The 25,954-nt window shown below is 74.2% G+C and carries 16 protein-coding genes; 6 read left to right on the top strand and 10 right to left on the bottom strand.

From position 1 onward, the window contains the following. Positions 1 to 71: 71 nt before the first annotated feature. Positions 72 to 1,673, top strand: coding sequence for an MFS transporter (locus ACZ7MF_RS20950; RefSeq protein ID WP_471478401.1), 1,602 nt, complete (start codon positions 72 to 74; stop codon positions 1,671 to 1,673). Here the strand turns inward: ACZ7MF_RS20950 and ACZ7MF_RS20945 are convergent. From ACZ7MF_RS20945 to ACZ7MF_RS20900, 10 genes are all read right to left on the bottom strand, one after another. Continuing rightward, positions 1,636 to 2,061, bottom strand: a complete 426-nt coding sequence (locus ACZ7MF_RS20945; protein ID WP_471478399.1) for a luciferase domain-containing protein — start codon at positions 2,059 to 2,061, stop codon at positions 1,636 to 1,638. The genes ACZ7MF_RS20950 and ACZ7MF_RS20945 overlap by 38 nt on opposite strands. Before the next feature lie 172 nt (positions 2,062 to 2,233). Continuing rightward, positions 2,234 to 3,328 (bottom strand): lytic polysaccharide monooxygenase, encoded by a 1,095-nt coding sequence (locus ACZ7MF_RS20940; protein WP_471478396.1) that lies wholly within the window; start codon positions 3,326 to 3,328, stop codon positions 2,234 to 2,236. Positions 3,329 to 3,493: 165 nt separating this feature from the next. Continuing rightward, entirely contained in the window at positions 3,494 to 4,654 is a 1,161-nt protein-coding gene (locus ACZ7MF_RS20935; protein WP_471478394.1) for a glycoside hydrolase family 12 protein, read from the bottom strand. Between the two features lie 218 nt (positions 4,655 to 4,872). After that, positions 4,873 to 5,898, bottom strand: coding sequence for a LacI family DNA-binding transcriptional regulator (locus ACZ7MF_RS20930; protein WP_471478392.1), 1,026 nt, complete (start codon positions 5,896 to 5,898; stop codon positions 4,873 to 4,875). A 76-nt stretch (positions 5,899 to 5,974) separates the two neighbouring features. Continuing rightward, positions 5,975 to 7,924, bottom strand: coding sequence for a hypothetical protein (locus tag ACZ7MF_RS20925; protein ID WP_471478389.1), 1,950 nt, complete (start codon positions 7,922 to 7,924; stop codon positions 5,975 to 5,977). Continuing rightward, positions 7,921 to 11,697 (bottom strand): vWA domain-containing protein, encoded by a 3,777-nt coding sequence (locus tag ACZ7MF_RS20920; RefSeq protein ID WP_471478386.1) that lies wholly within the window; start codon positions 11,695 to 11,697, stop codon positions 7,921 to 7,923. Before ACZ7MF_RS20920 ends, ACZ7MF_RS20925 begins: the two co-directional genes overlap by 4 nt. Positions 11,698 to 11,702: 5 nt before the next feature. Then, positions 11,703 to 12,872, bottom strand: a complete 1,170-nt coding sequence (locus ACZ7MF_RS20915; protein WP_471478385.1) for an ATP-binding protein — start codon at positions 12,870 to 12,872, stop codon at positions 11,703 to 11,705. A gap of 52 nt (positions 12,873 to 12,924) precedes the next feature. Further along, the gene (locus ACZ7MF_RS20910) at positions 12,925 to 18,123 is read right to left on the bottom strand and encodes a hypothetical protein (RefSeq protein ID WP_471478906.1); all 5,199 of its coding nucleotides are present in this window, start codon (positions 18,121 to 18,123) and stop codon (positions 12,925 to 12,927) included. A gap of 5 nt (positions 18,124 to 18,128) precedes the next feature. Continuing rightward, positions 18,129 to 18,983 (bottom strand): DUF4132 domain-containing protein, encoded by an 855-nt coding sequence (locus ACZ7MF_RS20905; RefSeq protein WP_471478382.1) that lies wholly within the window; start codon positions 18,981 to 18,983, stop codon positions 18,129 to 18,131. Between the two features lie 121 nt (positions 18,984 to 19,104). After that, positions 19,105 to 20,211: a DNA polymerase III subunit beta family protein gene (locus ACZ7MF_RS20900; RefSeq protein WP_471478380.1), complete on the bottom strand. Its 1,107-nt coding sequence runs from the start codon at positions 20,209 to 20,211 to the stop codon at positions 19,105 to 19,107. Between the two features lie 166 nt (positions 20,212 to 20,377). On the opposite strand from ACZ7MF_RS20900, the gene ACZ7MF_RS20895 reads away from it, so the two are divergent. From ACZ7MF_RS20895 to ACZ7MF_RS20875, 5 genes are all read left to right on the top strand, one after another. Next, positions 20,378 to 21,136, top strand: coding sequence for a YqjF family protein (locus ACZ7MF_RS20895; protein ID WP_471478378.1), 759 nt, complete (start codon positions 20,378 to 20,380; stop codon positions 21,134 to 21,136). Between the two features lie 34 nt (positions 21,137 to 21,170). Continuing rightward, positions 21,171 to 21,584, top strand: a complete 414-nt coding sequence (locus tag ACZ7MF_RS20890; protein ID WP_471478376.1) for an SgcJ/EcaC family oxidoreductase — start codon at positions 21,171 to 21,173, stop codon at positions 21,582 to 21,584. A gap of 171 nt (positions 21,585 to 21,755) precedes the next feature. Beyond that, positions 21,756 to 23,525 carry an IlvD/Edd family dehydratase gene (locus ACZ7MF_RS20885; RefSeq protein ID WP_471478374.1) on the top strand — a complete coding sequence of 590 codons (1,770 nt, stop codon included), beginning with the start codon at positions 21,756 to 21,758 and terminating at the stop codon, positions 23,523 to 23,525. Between the two features lie 126 nt (positions 23,526 to 23,651). Next, positions 23,652 to 25,013 carry an MFS transporter gene (locus ACZ7MF_RS20880; RefSeq protein ID WP_471478372.1) on the top strand — a complete coding sequence of 454 codons (1,362 nt, stop codon included), beginning with the start codon at positions 23,652 to 23,654 and terminating at the stop codon, positions 25,011 to 25,013. Between the two features lie 86 nt (positions 25,014 to 25,099). Continuing rightward, the gene (locus tag ACZ7MF_RS20875; RefSeq protein ID WP_471478370.1) at positions 25,100 to 25,900 is read left to right on the top strand and encodes an alpha/beta fold hydrolase; all 801 of its coding nucleotides are present in this window, start codon (positions 25,100 to 25,102) and stop codon (positions 25,898 to 25,900) included. The last annotated feature ends 54 nt before the right edge of the window (positions 25,901 to 25,954 follow it).

Genomic DNA, 25,954 nt, shown 5'->3' with positions numbered 1-25,954 from the left:
CCGTGTGCCCGCCCTCGCGGCGCGCCGTTCCCTTCCCGCACCACCCCTGAAACCGGAAGAGAAGCTCCTCCATGCCCTCCACGTCCGTGGATCACCCCGCCATGCCCGCGGCCGGGACCGCCCCCGCCCCGGGGGCCTCCGGCCGCCTGCGGTCCAACCCGTGGCTGACCCTCCTCGCCGTCGCGTTCGGCCTGTTCATGGTCCAGCTCGACGGTTCCGTCGTCGCCATCGCCAACCCCGAGATCGGCAGCGACCTGCACGCGTCCACGGCCCAGCTCCAGTGGGTGACCAACGCCTACCTGCTGGCCCTCGCCGCGACCCTCATCCTGGGCGGCAAGCTCGGTGACCGCTTCGGCCGCCGTACCTACTACCTGGTGGGCGTCGCCGGATTCACCCTCGCCTCCGTCGCCATCGGCCTGTCCGGTTCGATCGAGGGCGTCGTCGCCTTCCGCGCCCTCCAAGGCGCCTTCGGCGGACTGCTGATGCCCAACACCCTCGGACTGCTCCGCTCCGTGTTCCCGCCCAAGAAGTTCGGCATGGCCGTCGGCATCTGGGCCATGGTCTCCGCCGTCGCCACGGCCCTCGGGCCCATCGTCGGCGGCCTCCTCGTGGAGCACGTCGACTGGGAGTCCGTCTTCTACGTCAACGCCCCCATCGGTGTCGCCGCCATCGCCTTCGGCGCCCTCGTCCTCCCGGAGAGCCGGAACGCCGCGGGCCGCGAGCGCTTCGACATACCCGGGCTCGTCCTGCTCGCCCTCGGCCTCCTGGCCGTCGTCTTCGGCGTCGTCAAGGGCGAGACCTGGGGCTGGACCTCCGCCGGCACCCTCGGCGCCGTCGCCGCCGGTCTCCTGCTCCTGCTCGTGTTCGGCCGGTACGAGACCCGCGTGGAGCACCCGCTGCTGCCGATGCGCCTGTTCCGCAGCCGCGCGCTGACCATCGGCGCGATCGTCACCGCGCTGAACTTCTTCGTGATGCTCGGCGTGATCTTCTTCGTCATGCTCTACCTGCAGAACGTGCGCGGCTTCACGCCGGTCGAGGCGGGCGTGCGCACGCTTCCGCTCAGCCTCGCCTCGCTGGTCGCCTCGCCGCTGGGCGCGGCCCTGACCCAGCGCTTCGGGCCCCGGCTGACCATGCCGCTGGGCATGCTGCTCCAGGCCGCCTCCTGCTTCGGCATGCTCACCTGGCAGACCGACTCCGCCTACGCCACGATGTGGCCGCCGTTCATCGCGCTCGGCCTCGGCGTCGGCATGGTGATGGCCGCCTCCTCCGACGCCATCGTGGGCAACGCCCCCGTCCGGGACGGCGGAGTGGCGGGAGGTCTCCAGGCGACGACCCTGCAGATCGGCGGCGCGCTCGGCACGTCCGTGCTGGTCTCCCTGATCAGCGCCAAGGTGGGCGCCACCCTCACCGGTGAGCTGACCGGCGCGGGCGTGCCCCCGGCCGTGGCCCACGGTCTCCAGGAGGCCCGGGACGCCGTGGCCATGGGCGTGGCGCCCGTCTCCGGCGAGATGCCGGCCGGGCTGCGGGCCGCCGTGGTGGAGGGCAGCGGGCAGGCGTTCATGAACGGCGTGCACGTGGCCGTGGTCGTCACCGGCGTCCTCTGCGTGCTCGGCGCTGTGCTGGCGGCGGCCGGACTCAGGCCTCCCCGGCCGCGGCACGCGGAAGCACCGTGACCCGGTGGTAGTTGCACCCCGGGGGCACCGACAGCACCGTCGGCCCGGGTGGACCCGCGGCGAGGTCGGCCGGGGGCCGGGACTGATGGGCCTTCAGGGCGATGCTCACCAGGCTCAACAGCAGATCCACGTCCGCGTCGCAGTCCAGGTGCACGGTCACCCAACGGGAGCCGGGCACCAGACGGATGGCGGTGGAGCCGCCCAGGTCGTACTGGAAGCGCTGGATGGCCCGGTGGGTGAGGTGGAGGTCCACGTCCCGGTCCGAGTGGAAGTGGACGATCTCGTCGCGGACGGAGCACAGTGCCCGTCCGGTTCCGCAACTGGCCGGACCCGCCGAGAGGTCGGGCCAGGCTTGCAGCCGCTCGAAGGCGCGCTGGGCCGGAGTCATGGCCCTATCGTCGCCCGCTCACCGCTTCGCAACCAGAGGTTGAGCGATTTGTAACCGGCACGTGAGGTCGGCGGGAGCCCTGGCTGCCCCCGCCGACCGGGTCCCGACGCACGTCCCGACGCCTTTCGGGCGGGCGTCGGGGCGTGTGTCGGCGCGTGTGCCGGGGCGTGCGTCAGGGTGCCACGCAGCCGATCGAGTCGACCGGGAAGTCATTGCCCGTCGACGTGGCGGTGAAGCCGAAGGTCACGCTCCCGTCCGGTGGTACGACGCGGTTGTGGTCCACATTCCGGACCGTGACCGTGCCGTCGGTGCCGCTGGTCAGCGAACCGTTCCACACCCCGCCGAGCGTGGTCCCGCTGCCCGGCTGCCACTGCACGGCCCAGCCGTTGAGCGGCTCGGTGCCGTGGTTCATCACCTCGACCGAACCCTGGAAGCCGCCGCCCCAGGAGTTCTCCACCGAGTACACGGCCATGCAGGAGCCGGTGTGCGTGGGCGGCGTGGTCGGGTCCGTCGGGGTCGGTGTCGGATCCGGGTCCGGGGTGCTGCCGGAACCGCGGATGCCGGTGACCTCTCCGTTGCCGCCGTCGAAGACGACGTCCGAGCAGGAGAAGAAGTTCTCCTGGCTGTCCGAACGCACCCACTGCATGAAGATCAGCGCGTTGCCCGAGCGGCCCGAGGGCAGCGCGAGGTCCCAGTAGTAGTGGCCCCCGTCGGTGCCCGGCGAGCCCTGCTGGGGCGGGTCGGTCACCGTCTGGATCAGCTCCAGGTCGTCCCAGCCCAGCTCGGACGTGGGCGACCAGCCCGGCTTGGTCAGGTACACCCGGAAGTCACCGGGGTGGGCCGCCCAGTTGCTGTACTGCACCGGGATCGTCGCGCCCGACGTCAGGTGCGTGCGGGGCCAGTCCGAGCGGGCGGCGTTGTAGCCGGAGAAGTCGTAGGGGGAACGGTCGCCTGCGCTGCACAGGGTGCCGTCCGGCACGTAACCGGCCCCGCGGCCACCCGCGTTGGAGTCGAGCACGGCGAACCAGTTGTACAGGGCCGTCGCCCCGCTCTGGTCGAGGGCGGCCTGACAGGCGGGGTTCGTCGGGTCGAGGGCGCCGGTGCCGGTCTTGGCGTCCAGCTGGCACAGGTAGGTGCGGGAGCCGGGCATCATCGCCACGCCGTGCGCCTCGGCCCGCCCCTGCCCCAGCAGAAGGGTCACGCCGAGCGAGCCGAGCAGGGTGGCCAGCACCGCCGCGAGGGTGAGGAGTCTGGTGCGTCGAACCATAGGGGTCTCCTGGTTCCGGTCCGTGAGTGGGCTGACAAGTGTCTGGATGCGTGTCTGAACGAGTGTCTGAATGAGCAGGTCATGACAAGATCGGGAGGGAATCCCGTGGAACCCCCGCCCGTCCGGGGCGGGCGCTTCGACCGGACGGGCGGGGAGGCGGGGTCGCTACGCCGTGGTGCAGGCGGTGTCGTTCAGGCGGAAGCCGGCCGGCTCGGCGAAGGCGCCGCCGTAGGTGCCCTGGAAGCCGAACGACAGGCTGCCGCCCGATGCGATCCGGGCGTTGTGGCTCGCGCCGGTCGCCGTGACGGCGCCCGAGGACGGCGCCACGGACGCGTTCCAGGCGTTGGTGATCCGCTGGCCGGAGGGCAGGGTGAAGGCCAGCTGCCAGCCGTCGACGGGAGCCGTACCGGTGTTGGTGACGGTGACGTCCGCGGTGAACCCGTCCTGCCAGACGTTCGTGCCGTACGACACCGCACAGGCCGTCGTGGCGCCCGGGTCACCGGGATCGGGGTCGGGGTCGGTGCCGCCGGGGGTGCCGCCGGTCTCGACGGTGGAGGAGAAGGAGTTCACGGCCAGTCCGGCGCCGTTCTGCCAGGGTTCGAACCCCGCCTGAACGCTCGTCAGGTACCAGTCGTCCTCGGCGAGTCTGCGCGCGACGGTCGCCCGGACGAAGTCCATGACGTCGAAGCTCCAGCCGGTGATCGCCGACGGTGCCACGAACGACAGCACGTCGTTCGATCCGTTGCCGCCGCTCCACACCTCCCAGCTCCGGCCGCCGACGGAGGCCGTGCCCACCGGTGAGCCGATGGGCTGGATCGGGCCCACCCGGTTGAACCAGATCATGATCTCGGTCTGATTGACTCCGTCGGTGCGGGCCGTCGGGTCCAGCCAAATGTCGTACGAGGCGTTGTAGACGGCGTCGTCGACGAAACCGTACGAGATGCTGGACGGCGCCTCGGAGACGGTGTCGAGGCGGACGGGGAGGGCGGTGCCCGGCGAACAGGTCGTGTAGTGGCAGCCGTTGAAGACCGACGGGTACGACTTCGGCGCCCCGTTGGTCGGTGCCGATCCGTCGGCCTGCGTGACCCGGAAGCCGGTGTCGGTGGCGGTGACGCACTGGGTGGCGGTGGAGCCCCAGCGGTTGTTCTGGACGACGTACCGGCCCTGGATCGTCGTCGTCCCGAAGGGTTCGCAGATCGTGGTGTCCGCCTGGGCCGGCGCGGCGGCGGCCACGAGGGACGCGACGAGGGCGAAGGCCGCGAAGGCCGCGCCCAGGGCCGCTAAGAGGCCGCGAGGGGCGCGGGCCTGGGGCCGTAACGTTCGCATGGGGGCCTCTCCGGGAGGGTGCGGGGGGAAGGAGGGGCCGGTGCGGGAGCGCTCCCAACTCCCCACTGATGGGAGCGCTCCCACTTACCGGTTGATTGAGGACTGTAGGAGCGGTTCATGTTCCTGACAAGGCTGTGCGCGCCAGAGTTGTCGAACGAATCTCGAAGCCGCAGGTGGGAGAGGTCCCGGTCCGGGAGCGCTCCCGGCGGCCGGGTCGCTCAGGCGGAGTCCCGGAGCACCAGTTCCGTACGGAGGATGACGTGCCGCCAGGCGACCGGGGTGTCCTCCATCTCCTCCAGCAGCAGCCGCACCATCGTGCGGCCGATCTCCTCCAGCGGCTGCCGGACGGTCGTCAGCGGCGGGTCCGTGGGACGGGCCGGGTGGAAGTCGTCGAAGCCGATCACGGCGACGTCCTGCGGCACTCGCCGGCCCGCGGCGCGCAGCGCGTTGAGCGCCCCGGCGGCCAGCGTGTCCGAGGCGGCGAAGACCGCGTCGAGGTCCGGGCGCCGGGCCAGCAGGTCGGTCATCGCCCGGTGCCCGCTCTCCTCCGTGAAGTCGCTCCCCTCGACGACCAGGGACGCCCCCGCCGCCACTCCCGCCGCCTCCAGGGCCTCCCGGTACCCGCGCAGTCGGCACTGGGCGACGTACATGTCGAGCGGTCCGCTGATGGCCCCGATCGTGCTCCGGCCGCCGTCCAGCAGATACGTCACCGCGCCGCGCGCACCGCCCGCGTTGTCCGCGTCGACGTAGGTGACGCACTCCTCGCCGGAACGCCGCCCCAGCATGACGGTGGGCAGCCCCGCCTCGGCGAGCATGTCGGGCAGCGGATCCTCGGCGTGCACGGACATGAGCAGCACCCCGTCGACCCGGCCGCCGCGCGCGTACTCCACGAAACGCCGCCGCTCGGTGTCCGTGCGGACCAGGGTGAGCAGCAGCTGCAACGGGGTGTCGGTGAGGGCGTCGCCGACGGCGTGGACGATCTCCGTGAAGAACGGCTCCCCGAACAGCCGCCAGTCCGGCTCCGTCATCACCAGCGCGACGGCGTCGGCACGGTGGCCCGCCAGGGAACGGGCCGCGAGATTCGGCACGTACCCCAGTTCGGCGATGGCCCGCTGCACGGCGCGGCGCGTCGAGTCGCGCACGCCGGCCGCGTTGTTGACGACCCTTGAGACGGTGCCTCGCCCCACGCCTGCGCGGGCGGCCACCTCCTCCAGCGTCGGCGTACCGGGACGCTGCCTGCCCATGTCCGCCCGCCTTCCCCCACGAGATCATCCGATACTACGGTGATCCGCCGGGTTGCTTGCCTGCCGGGACGGCTGATCACACAGAGGTGAGGCCGGGGAGCCTCGCGCCCCACGCGGCGGCGCACAGGGCACGGTCCACCTCCTCCGCGTAGACGGCCGCGCCCAGCCACGCGTGGGCGAAGCGACCGGTGTCGGCCGGGAGTAGCCGGCCGAAGGGGTCGCGCGCCCGTTCCGCGGCGGTGGCGTGCAACTCGGCGAGCAGCTCACCGGCGGTGCCGAGGCCGTACCGGCGCAGGCGCGTGGCGCCGGACTCCCGGCTCCCGGGGAAGGCCAGCACGCGGCGGCCACCGGACGCGGCCTGGTGTACCCGGCGCCGCAGCAGATGCACGGGAGCCTCGTCCGTGGCGGTCGCCGCCGGTACGGACGGCGTGGTCCGCGCCTCGCCCGCGGGGCCCGACGCCGCATCCGAGGGCAGGTCCGCCCGGCGGAGCCGGTCGAGGCCGAGGTCGACGCGGCCGTCCGGATCGGTGGGACGGCTCGCCGCCAGCAGCAACGCGCGGGGCTGGGGGGCGGGCGTGAGCCGGGCGACCACGCGGAGCCGGGCACTGCGCGCGGACGTGAGCCGAGCCAGGAGGCGCAGGTTCTCACGGTGGGGCAACGCGGGGTCGTCGTGGGCGGCGGCCAGTCGGACCGTCAGCCCGTCGCAGTCGGCGAGCAGACACTCGCCCGCCGCCTCGCGGACCGTGCCGACGAGCGTGACGTCGAGGAACAGCAGGTCCTGACCGTCCCGAGCGGTGCCTTCAGCAGCGACGGCGAGGTTCTGGGCGTCGTGGGCGTCTTCGGTCCTCCCTGCGTCCAGGACGCTCGCCAGGGCCCGGGAGACCTGCTCGGCCACCGGCACCGCCCACAGCCGGTCCAGCGGCTCGGCGTGCCACGAGGTGCCCGGTGCGCGCACGGCCCGTACGCCCGCCCCCGCGCCCAGGCGGCCGGTCGGGGAGACCGTCGCCCCCGACACGGCGAGCCCCGCGCGGGAGAGTTCGCGATGCGTCAGGGACGTGTCGCCGATGCGCACGGCACGGTCCGCCGAGCCCGTGGCCCGTTCGGCGCCGCCCGGGGCCACGTCCGGGACCGTGTAGAGCCGCCCCGCGCCATCGGCGGTCCAGGTGACGGTGCCCCCGTAGCCGGTCGTCGTGAGGACCGGCTCGGCGAAGAGCCCGTACAGGCGCAGCGACCCGTCCGGTGAGTACGGCTGGCGTACGCTGCCGCGCAGCCCGGCGAGCTCGGGCCCCGTGGCGTGCGGGAGGCGGTGCGCGAGGAGGAGGACGTCGCGCAGTGCGGCGCTGAGATCGCTCAGGCGGTGGGCGGGGTCGGCGGCACGGGCCGCGCGCAACGCCGTGACCACGGCGACGGCACGGCCGGACGCGCGCGGGAGGCCCGCGAGTCGCGCGGTGTGCGCGGCCCGCAGCAGCTCCGCCTGGAGCACGGCCCCGGCACCTTCGATGCCTGCCTCCAGCACGGCGGCCGCCGCGTCGTGCAGCGCCGCCGAGGCGGTGCACTGGGCGGGGGTGGCCGACTCCGGGGCGGGGGCGTCGCCGGGAGCGGCGCCCAAGGCCTGGGCAGCGGGCCGGGCAAGGGCCGGGGCGGGTGTTGAGGCGGGTGTGGAGGCCCCGGCCGGTGCCGGAGGTGCCGTCTGCGGTGGCTCCGTGGGCGACGGCGCACCGACTGCCGGTTCCGTGGGATCGGCGACCGGGGCCGCCGATGCCGCGGCGGCCCGGTGAAGGCAGTCGGGCGCCAGCAGGCACCCGCAGCGGATCGCCTCGGCACTGGACACGACCCCGTCGGGAGCGTGCAGTTCGAGGTCGGTTTCGTCGTCGACCGCGATGCGTACGATGTCGCCGTCCCGGATCGCCGGCCGCCCCGAGACCTTGGCGACCCCCGCGTCCAGCCGCTTGCGCAGCCGGGGTGTGAGCGCGGCGACGAGCTCGGCGGTCACCGAGGGGCTGACCGGCGGAAGGAGTGGGCTCATGCGATCTTCTCCCCTACCCAGCGGGCGAGTTCGAGCGGGCTGAGCGCGGCGACCGGCATGCCCGCGGCGACGAGCTGTCCCGCCACCCCGGTGGAGTAGCGCGGGCGGCCCGCGTCGTCGAGGCTCGCGCAGCCCAGCACATGGCAGCCGGCGCCGACCAGGGCGCGGACCTCGGCGAGCAGTCCGCCCAGCGGATAGCCCTCCTCGAAGTCGCTGACGACGACCACGAGGGTGCGGGACGGCACGGTGACCAGCTCACGGGCGTGCCGCAGCCCCGCGGCGATGTGCGTGCCGCCGCCCACGCTGACCTCGAGCAGCAGGGACAGCGGATCGTCGACGTGGTCGGTGAGGTCCATGACCTCCGTGGAGAAGGCCAGGAAGTGCGTGGACAGGGTGGGCACCCCCGCCAGCACCGACGCGGTGAGGGCGGCCCAGACCGTGGACGCCTCCATGGACCCCGACACGTCCGTCACCAGGACCAGTCGCCAGTCGGGGGATCTCCTGGCCCGGGTGCGGAAGACGGGGTGCTCCGGGACCACCCGGACCGTGCCGTCCGGACCGCGGTGCGCCGAGGCCAGGTTGGCGCGCAGGGTGCGGGGGAGGTCGAGGCCACCGCCCGGCCGGCGGCTGGGGCGCGGCACCACGGTCCCGTGCAGCGCGGGGCGCAACCGGGTGGCCAACTCCCGGGTCAGGGCCTCGACCAGGCGCCGCACGAGCGGCCGGAGCGCGGCCAGCCGTGCCTCGGGCAGGCCTCCCGCATGCCGCAGCACGGTGCGCAGCAGATCGACGGAGGGCCGCACGCTGTCCGGGTCGAGTTCGGCCAGGACGTCCGGCCGGCCCGAGGAGGCCGCGGCCGCCAGGACCTCCTCACGGATGCCCGGCCCGAACAGCGCCGCGAGTTCCTCCGACCACTCGCGCACACTCGGATACGACGGCTCCCGGCCGCCGCCCGGGCCGCCCCGGCCTCGCCCGGTCAGGTCACCCCGGCTGCCCTCGCCGCGTCCGCTGCCGTACAGCTCGTCCAAGGCGGTGGCTGCCCGGGCCGCCGCAAGGGACAGCCGGTCGGTACGGCGACCGAGCACGAGCCGCCAGCGGTCGGCGGGCGTGAGGCGGTGATCCCCGGCGCCGACGGACGGGGTGCCGACGGCAGCCGTGGCCGTGGCCTGGGGCGGGTCGGCGTCGTCGGCCGGGGCCTGGAGCCGGTCCGGATCCGGGGCCGGCGCCGGGGCCGGGGCCGGGGGCAGCAGTCCCAACCCGTCGAGGGCGGCCCGCGCCATGAGGTCGGCGCGGGTCCACAGGGCGAGCGCCGTGGGATCCACCCCGCCGGTGTCGGCCGGCCGGTCCACGCCGACGCGCTCCTCGACGACGGACAGCAGCCGGTCGCGGGCGGCCGGGCTCAGGGTGTCGAAGCCGCCGCGCAAGGCCGGCAGCCGGTCCAGGAACTCCCGGTCGGCCAACTCCGACACCCGGTCGAGAAGCGGCTCGAGCGCCGGGGCCGCCGACTCCAGCAGCGGCCCCGCGGCCGTCAGCAGCCCGGTGAGCCGGGCGGTGAGCGCGGAGCGGGACGCGCGGTCGCGGGCCCCGTCGACCCAGGACGCGACACGCTCGCCGAGTACGTCGGGATCCTCGTGCCCGAGGAGCACCCGGACGGCTCCGGCGGCGCCGCGCATCAGGGGCGAACCCTCGCGGGCCAACCGGGCCAGCGCATCGGCCAGCCGGACGCCGCCGAGCACGTCCGCGCGGTGGGCGAGTTCCAGCAGGGCGTGCGCGTCCGCCGGGTCCTCGGCACCGCTCAGCCCGTCCACCTGGCGCACCGCCGCGGCGGTGAGCAGCTCGGCCACGGCGGTGGCCCGGAGCGCACGGTCCTCGTCGGCACCGAGCCCGGGGACGTGCCCCGCCCGCAACCGGTCCAACAGGCCGAGGCCGGTGAGAAGTTCGGGCAGCGCGGCGGCACCGGGCAGCACGTCGGCGGCCTCCGTGAGCCGGGCGTCCGCCAGGTCCGGCAGACCGCACTCGGCCGCCTGCCGGAGTCCGTCCAGGGTCTGCGCGGCGGTGGGGCCGCCCTCGTCCCGCTCCGTCCGCCACCGCTCGCGCAGCACCCCCTCGGCGGCCTGGGCGGGCGTGACACCGTGCACGCCGAGCGCGGACAGCATCGCCGCGGTGGCCGGCGTCCAGCGCACCTCCCACCGTGTCGTCAACGTCTCGGCGCCGCCCGCACCGACGGCACCCCGCGCCTCGGCGTACGGCACGCCGCACACCGTCAGGCGGCGAAGCAACAGGTCGCGCGCGCGGTCGAGGCCGGACCGGAGGGGGTCCAGCCGCAGATCCCTGGCGGTCGTCGACGCGGTGCCCCCCGAGGCGCCGCTGCCCCGTGCGGTGTTGCCCGTCCCCGTCGGCCCGCCGCCGGCCGAACCCGGACCGGGCAGCCCCAGGGCCGTGAGCTCGGCCTCGACCGCCGGAGCGAGGCCGCTGCGCGGTGCGTCCGGGGCGGGGCGGCCGCTGCGGGTGCCGACGAGCACCTGTTCCATCGCCCTGGCGACGGCCCGCCCCCTGCCGTACGGCTCGCCCTGCGTGAGTACGGTCTGCACCGCCTCGACCAGCTCCCCCCGGCCGGCCGCCGGCAGCCCGCGCAGCCGTGCCAGGTCCGAGGCCAACCGTACGATCTCGCGCGCGTCGGCCGGACCCGACGGATGCCCTAGGCCGCGCAGCGCCGCACACACGCGTACGGCCGCGTGCGTCAGTGCCTCCTCCAGCGCCCCCGGATCACCGGCCGCGCGCAGCACCAGATGCTGCCACTCGGGATCCCGGATGCCGGCCGGGTAACCGGACCGCTCGTCCAGGAGGGCGTACGTGTACGGGATGAGGGACGTGATCCACCCGGGCCGGCCGGTCGACCCGGCGGGGGCTCCGGAGCCGTCCTGTCCGGGTTCGGCCGCGACGGCCGGGGAGACGAGTGCCGGCGCGTGGAAGGCGCCCACGACCAGGGCGGCCCGCGCACCGTTCGCGGTGGCGGCGGCGAGCCGGGAGCGCATCCACGCCTCGCGTCGCAGGTCCAGCTCGGGTACGCCTCCGGAGGCCATGGCCTCCTCGCGCAGGGCCCAGCCGGTCAGGAGCGCGGCGCGGCGCAACGCCTCCGGCCCGGACCCCGGAGCCGTGGCCTCGACGAGGCGGTCCCACAGATCCTCACCGGGACGACCGGTGAGCCGCGCCCGCAGTGCCTTGCTGAGGCCGGAACGGTCCGAGAGGTCCCGCTGCGGCTGCGGCTGCGGCTGCGACTCCGGCGCGACGGGTGCCGTGCGCGGGGCGGTGGGCGCGGTGGACTCGGTGGACTCGGTGGGCGTGGCGGGGGCAGCCGAGCGCTTCCCTTCGTGCCACGCCCGGTCCGCCAGCGGCAGGTCACAGGCGACGACCGGCACCCCCTGCCGGGCGGCCCAGCGCACGGCGGCCAGCTCGGGGGAGAAGTCGGCGAACGGATAGAAGGCCGGTCCCGACCCCTCCTCCGCGCCGGCCGCGGCCAGCGCGACCGGCGCCCGCGTCTCCTCGTGGCCCAGCCATGGGAGCCACTCCTGCATCTCGGCGGGCAGCTCGACCAGCAGGACGTCCGGGGCGGCCCGGTCGAGCAGCGTCGGCACGGCCGCGGCCAGGGACGGCGCGTGATGCCGTACGCCCACGAGGAACGGCACCCCGGGGCCGGTGAGCGCCGCGACCGCCTGGTCCGCGGACAGGGGCGAGGAGGGGGAGTGGCAGCCGGGGGAGGACGGGGAGCGGGACACGGCGGTCAGCCCTCCAGGACCGTGCGCAGGTCCCACAGGGTGCGCCAGGTGGCGGAACCCTGCTCGGCGCGGCGCCGGACCGGACCGTCCCAGTACCCGCGCAGCCGCGCCGCGTCCGCGGGATCGTCCTTGCGGACCACACCGAGGAGATGCCCCGGCAGCAGGCCCAGCACATCGCGGTCCCCGGGGAAGTACGCCGCGGCCAGCCCCAGCGCGCCCGCGACCGACACCGCCTCCGCGGTGCTCATGACCGTGGAGGGGCGCTCGACCTCCCAGCCCTCCGCCGACCGGCCCTCGCGCAGGTCGCGGAAGGCGACGACCAGCGCCTCCAGGACCGCCTCGTCGACCTTGAAGGGCGCGCCGGCCCGTTCGACCGAGGCCCGGGCCTGGCTGCGGACCAGGGCCGTCTCGGCGTCGAGGTCCGGAATGGGGCCGACCGTCTCGAAGTTGAAACGGCGCTTCAGCGCGGCGGACATCTCGGAGACGCCCTTGTCGCGGAGGTTCGCGGTGGCGATGAGGTTGAAGCCGGGTGCGGCGTGCGCCAGGGCGTCGTCGGTGCCCGAGAGTTCGGGAACGGCGATGCGCCGCTCGGAGAGCAGGGAGACCAGGGCGTCCTGCACCTCCGGCAGACAGCGCGTCACCTCCTCGACGCGGGCGATGCCGCCCCGGGCCATCGCGGTCAAAACGGGAGAGGGCACGAGAGCCGTCCGGCTGGGGCCCTGGGCGAGCAGCAGGGCGTAGTTCCAGCCGTACTTCAGCTGGTCCTCGGTCGTGCCCGCCGTGCCCTGCACCACCAGGCCACTGGTGCCGCACACGGCCGCCGACAGCAGTTCGGACAGCATGGACTTGGCGGTGCCGGGCTCTCCGACGAGCAGCAGTCCGCGCTCCCCGGCGAGGGTGACGACGCACCGCTCGACCAGCGACCGGTCGCCCACGAACTTGCCCTCCACCGGCAGCCGGCGGGGCACGCCCTCGGGTGTCTCGGCGCCCTCGGGCAGCCGCAGGGCACGGCCGTCGCTGCCCATGACGAAGGTGACCACGGCGCGGGGGGTGAGCCGCCAGGCGGGCGGGCGCGGACCGTCGTCGTAGGCGGCGAGGAAGGCCAGTTCGGCGGCGTACCGCTCCTCGGGCGGCACGATCTGGCGGGCGGTGTCGGGGGAGAGGGTGGTGGTCATCGACGGATCTTCCGGTCGGGTCGGGCGGCGGTCACTGGGGCGTCGTGCGGGGTCATCGGCGGCGGCCCCCGCGCGTGGCACGGGTGGTGAGCTCCTCGTAGGCGGGCGCGTCCCCGTCGCGCACCCGGGCCCAGGCGCGGGTGAACAGCTCGGGCACCGGGAGCAGGGGAACGGAACGGAATCCCTCGCCGACCGGGTACAGCCCCTCCTTCCACGTCTCCACCGGCAGGGCGGGCGACTTGAGATCGCGCCAGCCGCAGGGCAGGAAGAGGGAACGGCCGGCCCGCGGCCGTTTGGCCTCGACGACCAGGTTCGTGGCGGCCAGCTCGGCCCGGGCCTTCTTCGACCGCGCGGGCCTCCAGCCGGTCCAACGGGCGCAGTTGCGGTCGGTCGGGTCGGGCAGGACGAGCAACTGCAGGTAGAGCGCCGCCGCGTCCTCGCTCAGGCCGTGGGTCCGCGCCACCTCGACGACGAGCGCCGGAACACTGACCGTGGGGTCCTGGGCCGGTCCGTCGGCCTCCTCGGGATCCGGCCCGGCGCCGACGCTGCGCTCCAGGTCGTCGCCGAAAATCGTGCGCAGGGCCCGCACCCCGGTGCCGCGCGCGGCGCCCACGAGCCCTTCGAGCAGTCCGAACACGGCGTCGTCCGGGCCGGTGAGACCGGCCGGCCGCACCAGGACGGTCTCCCGGTCGCCGTGCCTGGGGCGCAGGACCAAAGCCTCACCGACCCGCGTCGTGCCCTGCGCGTCGGCGCCGCCGGTGGCGGGAAGCCCGTACGCCTTGCGGAGTTCGGCGGCGGTGGTGCCGCCCTTCTCCGTCCACTCCACGTCCAGGTCGAGCAGCAGTCCCGGATCGGTGAGACGGCGGCGCAGCGCCGCCAGCCCCTCGGGCAGGGCCGCGCGCAACGGGTGGCCGTGGGGGAGGGCGTAGGCGAGCGAGGCGAGGGCGTCGACGGCGCCGGTCAGGGTGTGACGGTGCGGTACGGCGGCGGGGTCCTCCGCGACCAGCCGCCCGTTCTTGTCCGGTCGTTGGACCGTGGTGCGGCTGAGCCAAGGGGTGCGCTCGGGATTGAGCACGGCCTCGGCGGAACCGACCGGCAGGCCGTCGAGCGTGCCGGCCAGGTCCTCGGGCAGGCGGACGAGGGAACCCAGGCGCTCGGACCAGACCCGGCCCACGGCGCCCGTGTCCGGTCCCGTCGTCCACAGCTCGGCCGGATCGTCGGGCAGGAGGGCGCCGATGAGCGCGGCCCGGTCGGTGGCGAGGAGGGAGTTCAGCATGCGGTTGCCCGCGTCCAGTTGCCGGGGCTTGAGTCCGGTCGTGGCGAGGGCGCCGGTGTCGAGGCGCTCCGGTTGCGCGGCGAGGAGCACGGTGGCCTGGAGCGGTCCGACGCCATGGGCGGTGGCCGCGGCGAGCTCGGCCGGCGCCTCGGGCTGCCAGGGCGGGGCGCCCTTGTCGCGGGTCAGCCGGGCGACCGCGGGGAGTGCGCCGGCGGGGAGCGCCGGGGCGTGCCGGGTCTCCTTCTCCAGCGTGAAGTGGGCGACGGCGCCGAAGACGCCTGCCGGATCGTGTTCGAGCGCCAGCCAGTTGACGCGGTCCCGGGCCATGTCGACGTTCTGGCAGCCGAGAACGACCACGGTGCGGCCCTCGCGTCGCAGTACCTGCCCCGCACGCTCCCGCTGCCGGTGCTTGTCGTACGGCTCGCCCAGGACGATCTCCCGGATACCGTCCCCGGGTGCGGCGAGCGGTCCTTCGGCGAGCGCCTCGAACAGGAGGAGCAGCGCCTCCCGTTCCGCCGCCGGCAGGGTCGGTGCCGTGGCCCGGTAGGCCAGCGGCCGCAGCACGCCCAGCAGCTCCGGCCAGATCATGCCGATGCGGGGGACGGTGTGCTCGTCGCTGTGCCACCCGTCGTCGAGCGCGGACCTCCGGGTGCGCTCGGGCAGGCGCATGCCGTCGGCGGGCTTGCCCGAGAGCACGTGGTTCACGCCACGGATCTGCCGCAGCGCGGTCCACTGGCTCTCGCCGCCCCACGACCCCCACATGCGAGCCAGGCCGTCGGCGGCCGCGCGCAGGGTGCGGTCGTCACCGTGCTCGGGCCGGTAGTCCGCGAACATCCCCTCGGTCCGCTTCCGTTGCGGATTCGGCTGCTCCACCGGCGGGGTGACGAAGCGGGCGACCGCGTCGGCGATCTGGGCCGTGGTGCGGACCAGAGCCGTCACACCCACGAGGAGCCGCTTGTCGGTGAGTCCGGGAAGCGCATGGGTCACGATCCGCCGTACCACCTCGTCGGCGGTCGGCACCACGGGCCTGTTCGCCGCGGACGACCCGTCGGCTGCCCCGGTGGCCGTGGCCGCTCCGGAGTCGGCGTCGCGCTCACCGGCCGCATCGTCCGCGGCCTTCGCCGCGCTCACCTGCGCCTGGCGCTCCGCCAGCGCCCGTACCGCCGCGCGCAGCAGGTCGGCCGCCTCGTCGTCGGTGAAGGCACGCAGGACGGCCGACGACCCCTCGTCCCGGGGGCGCAGCGCGTGCCAGAAGGAGACCGGCGGGACGAACGGGGTGCCCGCGGCGAATTCCCCGCCCCGCTCGTTCGGTGTCACCCGGCCGAGCACGCCCGCGTCGCCGCCGTCCTCCGGCGCGCACAGGGCGACCTGGCGTCGCGTGCGCACCACGACGGGCGCGGCGCCGCCGGGCAGGCGCAGCGCACCGAGCGGGGTGCCGCGTTCGCCGCGCCCGGAGGCGCGCAGCGTGACGGTCCGGCCGTCGGGCGTTCCCGCCGTGGTCAGTGCCTCGCCCGCCGCTTCCTCGGCGCGCACCCAACGCCCGAGCACGGTGCCGTCGGTGCCGAACGGGCTCTGTTCCAGACCGGGTTGCAGCGGCAGCACCTCGCACTGGTCCTGGAGCAGCGTCGTGTCGTCGCCGATGCCGGAGCGGAGGAAGGCGGGCAGCGACGCGCGACCGTGCGTGCCCGTCGCCGGGTCGTACTCCAGCCACACGTGCTGCCTGCCCTGCCTGCCCTGCCGCCAGTACGACGTGCCGTCGCCGATGACGGGCCTGCTCGCGGGCAGGACGGTGTCGCCGGCGTGCAGGGTGCGCCCGCCGGAGGCCCGGCCGCCGTCGGGCAGCGGGATGGACGGGGCGGCCTCGTCGTTGCGCCACCAGTGGGAGATCTGCTCGCCCGTGAGCGCGAGGACCTCGGACGGCCGGGTGGACCAGTAGCCGCGCTGCTTGCCGTCCTGCCACCACACCACGAGCAGCTCCCCGTCGGCGTAGCGGAACTGCGGGCGCTGCCAGCGGTCCAGGTCGGCCGGGAGCCGCAGATCGTGTTCGAGCAGAATCCCGTCCGGGCCGACGACGACCGCCTTGTGACCGCGGCTGAGGATCAGGCAGGGCCAGGCCTCGTTCACGATCAGCGCGGTGTCGCGGTCCCCGCGGGTCCTGGCCCCGCTGCTGCTGCTGCTGCTGCCGCTGCCGTTGCGGGCCCGGGTCTCGGCGTCGAGCAGCCGCAGGGCTTCGTCCAGGGCGGGCCAGCCCAGTTCGTCCAGGAGGCCGGTCCGCAGGGTACGCCCGAGCAGCGGAGCCGCCTCGTACCCGGCGGCACGGGCGACGGCCTCGGGATTGACCCGGGGGGCCACCGACCGGTAGGGGCTCAGCCGGTTCAGCGCCTCGCGGACTCCGGGCAGGCCCACCGCGCCGGCCAGTTCACCGACGGCGCCGTCGAGCCACTCGCGCAGCACCCCGCTCAGGACGCGATGGTCGGCGAGATGGTCCAGTACCCCGTTCGACCGCCGCTCGTGGCCTGCGGCACCGACGGCCCGCAGCAGCAGGGGGCGCAGCCGTGGGTCCGCGGCGACGGCGGCCAGCTCACGCCGCTCCGGCCGGGTGTCGAGCACCCAGCGGTCCAGTCCGAGGTGGACCTCGGCGTCGGCGTCGGGCAGGGCGAGGGGAATGTCCTCCGCGGCGCACAGGTCGAGCAGGGCGATGTCGACGCCCACGTGCCGACGGCCGGTGAACAGGTCGACGGCCCGTCCGTCGGCGCGCAACCGGGGCGCCATCCGTGCGACGAGGCCGAGCGTGGCCGGGGAGCCGTCGCACACCGTGGCGCCGCGCTTGCGATGGGCGGCCCAACGGCTCAGCCAGTCCGCCGCGTCGACACCGCCCGAGGCCTCGGCCACCGCGCCGTCATCGGCCGCCGTCCCACCGTCCTCGCCGGTCAGCAGCCGGTCGGCACCGCACTCGGCCAGCAACTCGAGCCAGAACTCGTCACTCTTGGTGCCGTGCTCCAGCCCGGCCGGCATGATCTCCAGCAGCCGTTCCCGGACCGCGGGCCGCCGCTCGGCGAGGACGGCGAGCGTCGCCCGGTAGGCGGTCCAGAAGGAGGCGGGCGCCCGGACGGCGGCGGGCGAGGCGACCAGGTCGGCGACGAGGTCGCACTCGGCCTCCACGCGGTCCAGCCCGGCCGCCTTGATCAGCACGCGCGCGTCCTGCGGCAGCGACGCGTACGGCGGCATACCGGCCGCACAGCGTTCCACGGCCAGCTGACGGAACTGGGCCCAGGCCTCGGCGGCGTCCAGCCTGGCGGCCAGGTCCCTCACATGCTGCTTCAGCGCCTTGACCGTCAGCGCCCCGGCGAAGGCGAACTCCAGGAACACGGCGCGCTGCCGCTGCTCGTCGACGGCGAGCGCGTGCACCCGCTCCGCCTCCCGCGCCTTGCCGAAGAAGGCGGCGGCGTAGGTGGTGTTGTCGAACTGCAGGAAGATCCGCGCGGCCTGCTCGTAGAAGGTCGGCAGGAAGTGCGGCACGGCCCGGCCGAGCCGGTCGCCGAGCTGCTCGAAGCCCTCCTTGGCGGTGCCCGGGCGGGACTTGGCCTGGCGGGCGAGCCGCTCGACGTCCTTGACCAGGGCCAGCGCGTGGTGCCCGTTGGCCGGGTCGTTGACCAGGGCCCAGGCCGGGAAGCCGAGAGTCTCCCGCCTGACCTGCCCGACCTCGGGAGTCTCCGCGTCCCGCACGAGGCCGAGGAAGTCCAGAGCGAGGTCCTCGGCCTCACCGAGGGTGCCCGGCACCAGCCGGACGACGCTGCGCTCGCCGAGCGCGGCATGCGTGTACGTACGGACGGTGAGGGCGTCGGCGTCCTCCCGGCCGCTGCTGCCGGGCGGCAGGAGCGCGCCGGCCTCGAGCAGCGCCGAGGCGGTGGCGTCGTCGAGGCCGGTGACCTCGCGCGCGCCGGGGGCGCCGTGGGGCGCGGTGGTGGTGTCCATGGCGTTCACGCGGCCCGCTCCTCGTCCTCGATGTCGCGACCGGCGTACAGCGCGGCAGCCATGCGCATGCCCTCCGACCAGGCGACCGGACCGACCCGGCCCAGCTTCAGCACCCGCCCGGCGGCGTCGGTCCACATGAGGGGGCCGGTCTCCGTCTCCTCGTAGCCGTCGTAGTCGCCGACCCAGACGCGGGCCTCCACGGCCCGGCCGTCCTCCCAGGCGGAGCAGACCGCGTATCCGCCCCGTACACGGTGGCCGAGCTGGGTGACCCGGCCGTGCAGGAAGCGCAGCTCCTTGAAGGCGCCGCCCGCGTACTCCTCGACCGAGGAGGCCTCGGCGTCGAGTCCGGCGGGGCGGTGCCACACCTCGCGGAAGAGCTGCTGAGCGCGCTGTTCGACGCCGAGCTCGACGGCGAACTCCCGCAGCTCCTCCAGGTCTTCGAGGAGCACGGGATGCGGGAGACGGACGAGAGCGGGGGCGACACGGACCGTGTCACCGTCGAGGTCGACGAGGCCGAGGCCGCGCTCGGGGTCGGCGTCGCGGAGGAATCCCGCGACCTCGCCGTCGGCACCGGTGACCACGAGGTCGCGCAGGGCGGACCGCCAGGCAGGGTCGGGCCACACGCGGGTGAGCACGGCGAGGGGCACGGGCAGCGATCGCACCATCCACCGCTCCACGTCGCTCAGGCACTGGCGTTCGTGCCGCTCCAGCCACTCGACGAGCTGCCGCAGTCCGACCACCGCGGGATCGTCCGCGAGCTTGGCCGGCACCGACTTCAGCCGTCGTCCGGTGGCGTTGCGGCACACCACCTTCCCCTCGTCCAGGGCGACCTCGTAGTCCCCGGCCGTCACCCACCCCATGAGTGCCTCCCCGCACCGCAGTGATCAAGTGCTGACGACTGTAAGCGAGCCCACTGACAACGCCGTCGGCGCGGGGGACGCAGGGTGGGGGAGGGGCACGGGGCGGGCGACCGGAGAGCCGTCAGTCGTCCAGGCGGACCGGCATCAGCAGCGAGAACGCCCCCTCGTCGTCCGCCCGGCGGATCGCCAGTGGCGCGGTGGGGGCGGGCCCGAACTCCAGGACCAGCCGGTCCCGGTCCGCGGCGGCGAGCGCGTCCAGCAGGTACCCGCGGTCGACACCGACGCGGTGCCCGGCCCCGTCCGCGTCGCTGTCCGGGTCGCCGTCCCCGCAGACGATCACCGTGCCGTCGTCCACCGTCGAGAGCACGCTGACGTCGCGGGCGGACCGACCCGGCTCGCCGTGTTCGGCCGTGCGGACCGGGCCGGTCTCCAACGCCTCCCGGAACTCGGGCACATCGACGACGACGCGCCGCCCCGGCGGCAGCTGGACGAGACGGCGGTAGTCGGGGAAGTCGTGGGCCAGGCGCCGCCCCGACGCCTGGCGCTCCCCTGCCTCCAGCGTCACGCGGTCGGTCTCCACGGTGAAACGGGCGGGCTCGTCGTCGCTCAGCAGCGCGCGCATCGCGTCGACGAGCGGTGCGGGCACGACGACCTGCTCGCGCGGTCCCCCGTGTCCGACGGCGGCCAGGCGTGCGACGGCCATCCGGTAGCGGTCGGTGGCCACGACGTGGAGCGCGTCGCCCTCGACGTCGAACAGGACGCCGCCGAGCATCGGCAGCTCGGGATCCCGGCCCGCGGCGAAGCGGACCGCGGCGAGCGCGCCCGCCAGCGCGGGTGCGGGAAGGGACAGGTGGACGGTGCCGGTACGCGGCCAGGTGGTCATGGGATTCTCCCTGTGATCGAGTAGCGCTTCGAGCGTGGAGAACTCGCTGCGGGCCTCGGCCAGCCCCCGCTCCAGACGGCGCAGGTGTGCCCGGAGCAGACCTCGCACCAGGTCGGCGTCCGCCCCGGACCAGCCGGCCAGCACCAGCCGGATGTCCGCCAGCGGCATACCCGCCCGCCGCAGCCGGACCAGCACCCGGGCCTCCTCGAGCTGGCCGGGGGCGTACCACCGGTAGCCACTCGCCGGATCGACCCAGGCGGGGACCAGCACCCCGGCACGGTCGTAGAACCGCAGGGCGCTCACGCCCAGTCCGCTGTCGCGGGCCATCTCCCCAATGCTGCGCATCTCGTTCTCCACGTCGGGGACTCTGCTCCCTGGACCAGGTCGAGGGTCAATCATGCGGGGACTCCGGCAGGAGCGGCCGACCGGCCGGACGTACGGCCCGCTCCTCTCGGGCCGTACGTCCGCCCCCCTCGGGCCGCTCCGCCCGACCGTCTGCCATCCTTGCGCCGTGCAGAAGCCCAGCGCCGTCACCCCGGACGCCCCCGCGGCGATACGGACGCCGCTCCTCACCCAGGAGTGGCTCGACCTCGCCTTCATCCACTGGGCCGTCGAGCCCGCCGCCGTGGCGGGACTGATGCCGCGCGGCACCGTCCCCGACACGCACGACGGACTCACCTACGTCGGGCTCGTCGCGTTCCGCATGCACCGGGTGGGATGGTTCCGGCTGCCCGGGATCCCGTACTTCGGCTCGTTCCCGGAGACCAACGTGCGTCTGTACAGCGTGGACGCGCACGGGCGGCGCGGCGTGGTCTTCCGGTCGATGGACGCCTCGCGGCTGATACCGGTGGTGATGGGGCGCGTCGGCTTCCGGCTGCCGTACCTGTGGTCCCGCATGACCGTCCGCTCCGTGGGCGACACCGTGACCTACACCAGCTCCCGCCGCTGGCCGGGTCCGCGCGGCGCCCACAGCCGCATCACCCTGCGGACCGGCGAACGCATCCACGAGCCCACGGCCCTGGAGCACTTCCTCACCGCCCGCTGGGGCATGCACAACATGTTCTTCGGCGGAGCGGCGTACCTGCCCAACCACCATCCCCGCTGGCCCCTGCACCGAGCCCGACTCGTCTCGTGCGACGAGGACCTGGTCGCGAGTGCCGGGATACCGGCGACGGGAGAGGGCCCGGTCAGCGTCCTCTACTCGCCCGGGGTCCCGGTCCGTCTCGGTCGTCCCGCCCTGCCGGTCTCCGCCGTCCCGGCCGGCCCTTGACCTCAAGCGTGGTTGAGGCACCACGGTGATCCGCATGAACACACAGGGCTCACCCACGGAAGCCGACACCGAGGACATCAAGGCCATCGAGCTGGTGGTGGCCACCGTCGAACGCACCCAGCGCGACAAGGACGCCGAAGGGTTCCTCACCCTCTTCCGGCCCGACGCCCTCTGGACGACCGGGCACGGCAAGGTGCTCCTGGGCCTCGACGCGATCGCCGAGTTCACCCGCGCGGTACTGCCCCAGGCCGTGTGGGACGGCGACGTCACCTACGAGGTGATCCACACGCAGTTCCTGCGCCCGGACGTGGCGGCGGTCAAGGTCCGGCAGGTCTACCACTCGGCCGAGGGAGACACGGAGGGCGCGCCGCTGTACGTCATGACCAAGCAGGACGACGGACGCTGGCTGCTGCACGCCTGCCAGAACACCGAAGTCCGGAGCGGGTGAGGCGGCGGCGCGGGGGCGGCCCAGCGAGCCGGTGCACCACGATCTCCGCCCGCCCCCTGGACGCCGTTGATCGAAGCGTTCAATGATGGTGGGACAGGTACGGCCCGCGGGTCCTCACCCGGCAACGCCCCATCGCGCAGCGGACGACGCCAGAGCCACGGGAGTGACCGCATGACCGACGATCCGAGGACGAGTCGCCGCAGCCAGGCGTGGTTCGGCGCCCAGGGCCGCAGCGGCATGGTGTACCGCTCCTGGATGCGCAGCCAGGGCTTCGGACACGAGGTGTTCGACGGGCGCCCCGTCATCGGCATCGCGACCAGTGCCTCCGAACTCGCCCCGTGCAATGCCCACCTCACCCGCGTCGCCGAGGCCGTCAAGCGCGGTGTGTGGCAGGCCGGCGGCTTCCCGCTCCAGTTCCCCACCATGGCCACCGGCGAGACGCTGATGCGCCCCACCGCCATGCTGTACCGCAACCTCATGGCCATGGAGGTCGAGGAGCTGGTCCGGGCCAATCCGCTCGACGGTGTCGTGTTGCTGTCGGGCTGCGACAAGACGACCCCCGCCATGCTCATGGGCGCCGCCAGTGTCGACCTGCCCGCCGTCATGGTCACCGGCGGGCCGATGCTCAACGGAAAGTACCGGGGACAGGACGTGGGGTCCGGCACCCACGTGTGGAAGTTCGAGGAGGACCTGAAGACCGGCCGGATGACCGAGGAGGAGTGCTTCTTCGCGGAAGGCTGCATGGCCCGTTCCAACGGGCACTGCATGACGATGGGTACCGCCTCGACGATGGCCTGCCTGGCCGAGGCGCTCGGCATGCAGCTGCCGGGTTCGGCGGCCTGGCCCGCGGTCGACTCCAGGCGGATGGAAACCGCGCAGGCGGCGGGGCAGCGCATCGTGGGGATGGTGGAGGAGGAGCTGCGCCCCTCGGGGATCCTGACCCGGGCGGCGTTCGAGAACGCCGTCCGGGTCAACGCGGCCATCGGCGGCTCCACGAACGCCGTCATCCACCTCCTGGCCCTCGCCGGGCGCGTCGGCGTCGAGTTGAGCCTGCGGGACTTCGACGACCTGGCCCGCGCGGTGCCGACGCTGGTCAACCTGATGCCCAGCGGCACGTACCTCATGGAGGACTTCTGCTACGCGGGCGGCCTGCCCGCCGTCCTGACCGAACTGCTCAGCGGCGGGCTGCTGCACGGCAACCAGATCACGGTCACCGGACGCACCATCGCCGAGAACACGAGGGGCACCGGAGACATCGGAGACACCGGGGACACCGAACGGGTCGACTCCGACTCCGACGTCATCACCCGCCTCGACACCCCCTTCCAGCCGGCCGGCACCGGGATCGCCGTCCTCCGCGGCAACCTGTGCCCCGACGGCGCCGTGATCAAGCAGTCCGCCGCGTCACCGCACCTGCTCACCCACCGCGGCCCCGCGCGTGTCTTCGACTCTCCCGAGGCGTATCACGACGTGGCCGACGACCCGGATCTCGACATCGACGAGAACACCGTCGTCGTCATCCGCAACGCCGGCCCCAAGGGCTACCCCGGCATGCCCGAGGTCTCCAACGTCCCCCTGCCCGCCAAGCTGCTGAAGGCCGGCGTCAAGGACATGGTGCGCGTCTGCGACGGCCGGATGAGCGGCACCGGGTACGGGACGGTGGTCCTGCACGTGGCGCCCGAGGCCGCCGTCGGCGGACCCCTCGCCCTGGTCCACGACGGGGACCCGGTCGTCCTCGACGTCCCGAACCGCACCCTGCGCCTGGACGTCGACGACGCCGAGCTCACGCGACGCAGGCAGGCGTGGCGGGCGCCCGCCGAACGGCACGCCGGCGGCTACGCCTGGCTCTACACCCAGCACGTGGAACAGGCAGACCGGGGCGCCGACTTCGGATTCCTGCGCGGAAACCGCGGACACGAGGTCCCCCGCGACTCCCACTGAGGGCGCCCACTCGGAGCGGCCCCGGACCGGCCATGTGACGCAGCGAACACTGCGTTTATGTTGCAGTTGTCGCTGCTTTTTGGGCTACCCTCATGCCCTAAAGGCAACGATCACTGCGAGGTCTTCATGTCTTGGTACGCCCTCCGCACCCCCGTCACCCCCGTCACCCGCGCCGTGGTCGACCGCCCCAGCGGTGAGCCGCACCGCCCGCACCATTCGCCGGCCGAGGGGCCGCGGCGCACACCGGGGAACGGCTCGTACCGGCCGCCGCCGGAGCGGAAGCCCCGCCGCGGCGGTACGGGTGCCTTCACCGCGGTCGCCGCCGTACTCGTCCTCTTCCTGGCCGCCTCCAGCGCACCGTCCCCGCTGTACGTCATCTACCAGCAGCAATGGGGCTTCTCCGCCTGGGTGCTGACCGTCGTGTTCGCCCTCTACGTGGTCGGGCTGCTCGGCGCGCTGCTTACCGTCGGCGGGCTCTCCGACCACCTCGGCCGACGGCCGGTCCTGGCCGGGGCGATCGCCCTGGAGATGATCGCGCTCGTCCTGTTCCTCACCGCCGGGAACGTGGTCGTACTGTCCGTCGCCCGGGTGCTGCAGGGCATCGCGACCGGTGCCGCGACCACGACCCTGAGCGCCGCCCTCGTCGACCTGGAACCGGCCCGTGCCCGTGGCCGGGCCGGCGTCATCAACTCGGTCACCCCGTTGACCGGCCTCGCCTTCGGAGCGCTCGGCTCCGGCGTCCTGGTGGAGTACGGCCCCGCCCCGACCCGTCTCGTCTACGGGATGCTGTTCGGCGGCATGGTCCTCGCCGCGCTGTTCGTGACCCGGATGCCGGAGACCTCGCAGCGCCGGCCCGGCGCCCTGGCCTCGCTGCGTCCGAAGGTCGCCATGCCCTCCCATCTGCGGGCGGAGATCGTCCCGGTGATCCCGGCCATGATCGCCGGCTGGGCACTGGCCGGGATGTACCTCTCTCTCGGCCCGTCCGTCGCGGCCCAGCTCCTCGGTCTGCACAGCCACCTGACCGGCGGTGTCGTCGTCACACTGCTGGCCGGTTCCGGAGCGCTCGCGATCTCCCTGCTCCGTTCCCGCCCCGCGTCCGGACTGCTCGCTCCCGCGTCCGCCCTGCTGGGTCTCGGCACCCTGGTCTCGCTGGCCGGCGTGACCCAGAGCCAGGCCCTGCTCTCGGCCGCCGGAACCGTCGTCGCCGGATTCGGCCTCGGCGCCTCGGTCCTGGCCGCCTTCGGCACCTTCACCCGCATCGCCCGCCCGCACGAGCGCAGCGCGGTCTTCACCCTGGCCAACATCATCAACTACCTGGGCAACAGCGTGCCCGCCGTCCTCGGCGGCATCGCCGTCACTCTCCTCGGCCTGCGGACCGCCACCGAGTTCTACGCGACCGCCATCGCGGTCATCACCTTCGCCGCCCTCGCCCTGCGCCTCAATCGGCTGCGCACCGGGCGCCGCACCGCCGAGGCACCGGTCGAGTGAGCCCCCGGCCCATCCCGCCGCCCACCACGAACCGTTCCGCGACAGGGGCGGCATACGTCGCCCGTCACCGAGGAGACACGCACACCATGACGACGGAAACCAACGCAGGGCAGCACTTCGAGGTCCAGCGCGGCGACCACACAACGATCCGGTACACGGCGAGCGGCCCGGCCGACGGCCCCACGCTGGTCCTGGTCCACGGCTGGGCCCTCAACCGCGGCGACTACGACGAGGTAACCCGCCATCTGCCGCAGGACTACCGGGTGCTCGCGGTCGACCTGGCCGAGCACGGTGAGTCCCGCTCCACGCGGGACACCTGGACGATCGAGGAGTTCGCCCACGACGTGGCTGCCGTGCTGGAGGCGGAGTCGGTCGGCTCGGCCGTGGTCGCCGGACACTCCATGGGCGGCGCCGTCGCCGTCGAGCTCGGCCGGCTGCTGCCCGACACCGTCTCGCACATCGTCGCCCTGGACGCCCTGCACTACCTGGGCCTGTTCCCGGTACAGCGCGACGAGGAGGCGGAGGCGGCACGACGTGCCTTCCGGGAGGACTTCAACGGTGCGGTACGAGGTCTCGTTGAGGGCGGCACGCCGGCCGGCACCGATCCCGCCCTCGGCGAGGTGTACTTCGGCAAGATGTCAGCCGTGCGACAGCCCGCCGGACGGCTGGCGATCGAGGGTCTGATCGACTGGGACATGGACGCCGTCCTGCGCGAGACCAGGCAGCCCATCACCGTCTTCGCGATCCGCGCGCTCACCGGCCAGGACGCGCTCGAGCGCTACCGGCAGCGCTTCGACATCGTCCTGACGGACCTCGGCAGCCACCACTTCCCCGTCGAGGCCCCCGAGGCGACCGCCAAGCTCCTCGCCGACGTGGTGGCCCGGTAACGGGTCCCCGACGCGGCGACGGCCGCGCCGGGCGAACTCGCCGCGGGGCAGGCT

The sequence above is a fragment of the Streptomyces sp. NPDC111628 genome (genome assembly GCF_055635195.1).
Note: the sequence above shows the minus strand (reverse complement) of the source record. Positions and strands in the feature narration are given on the sequence as shown.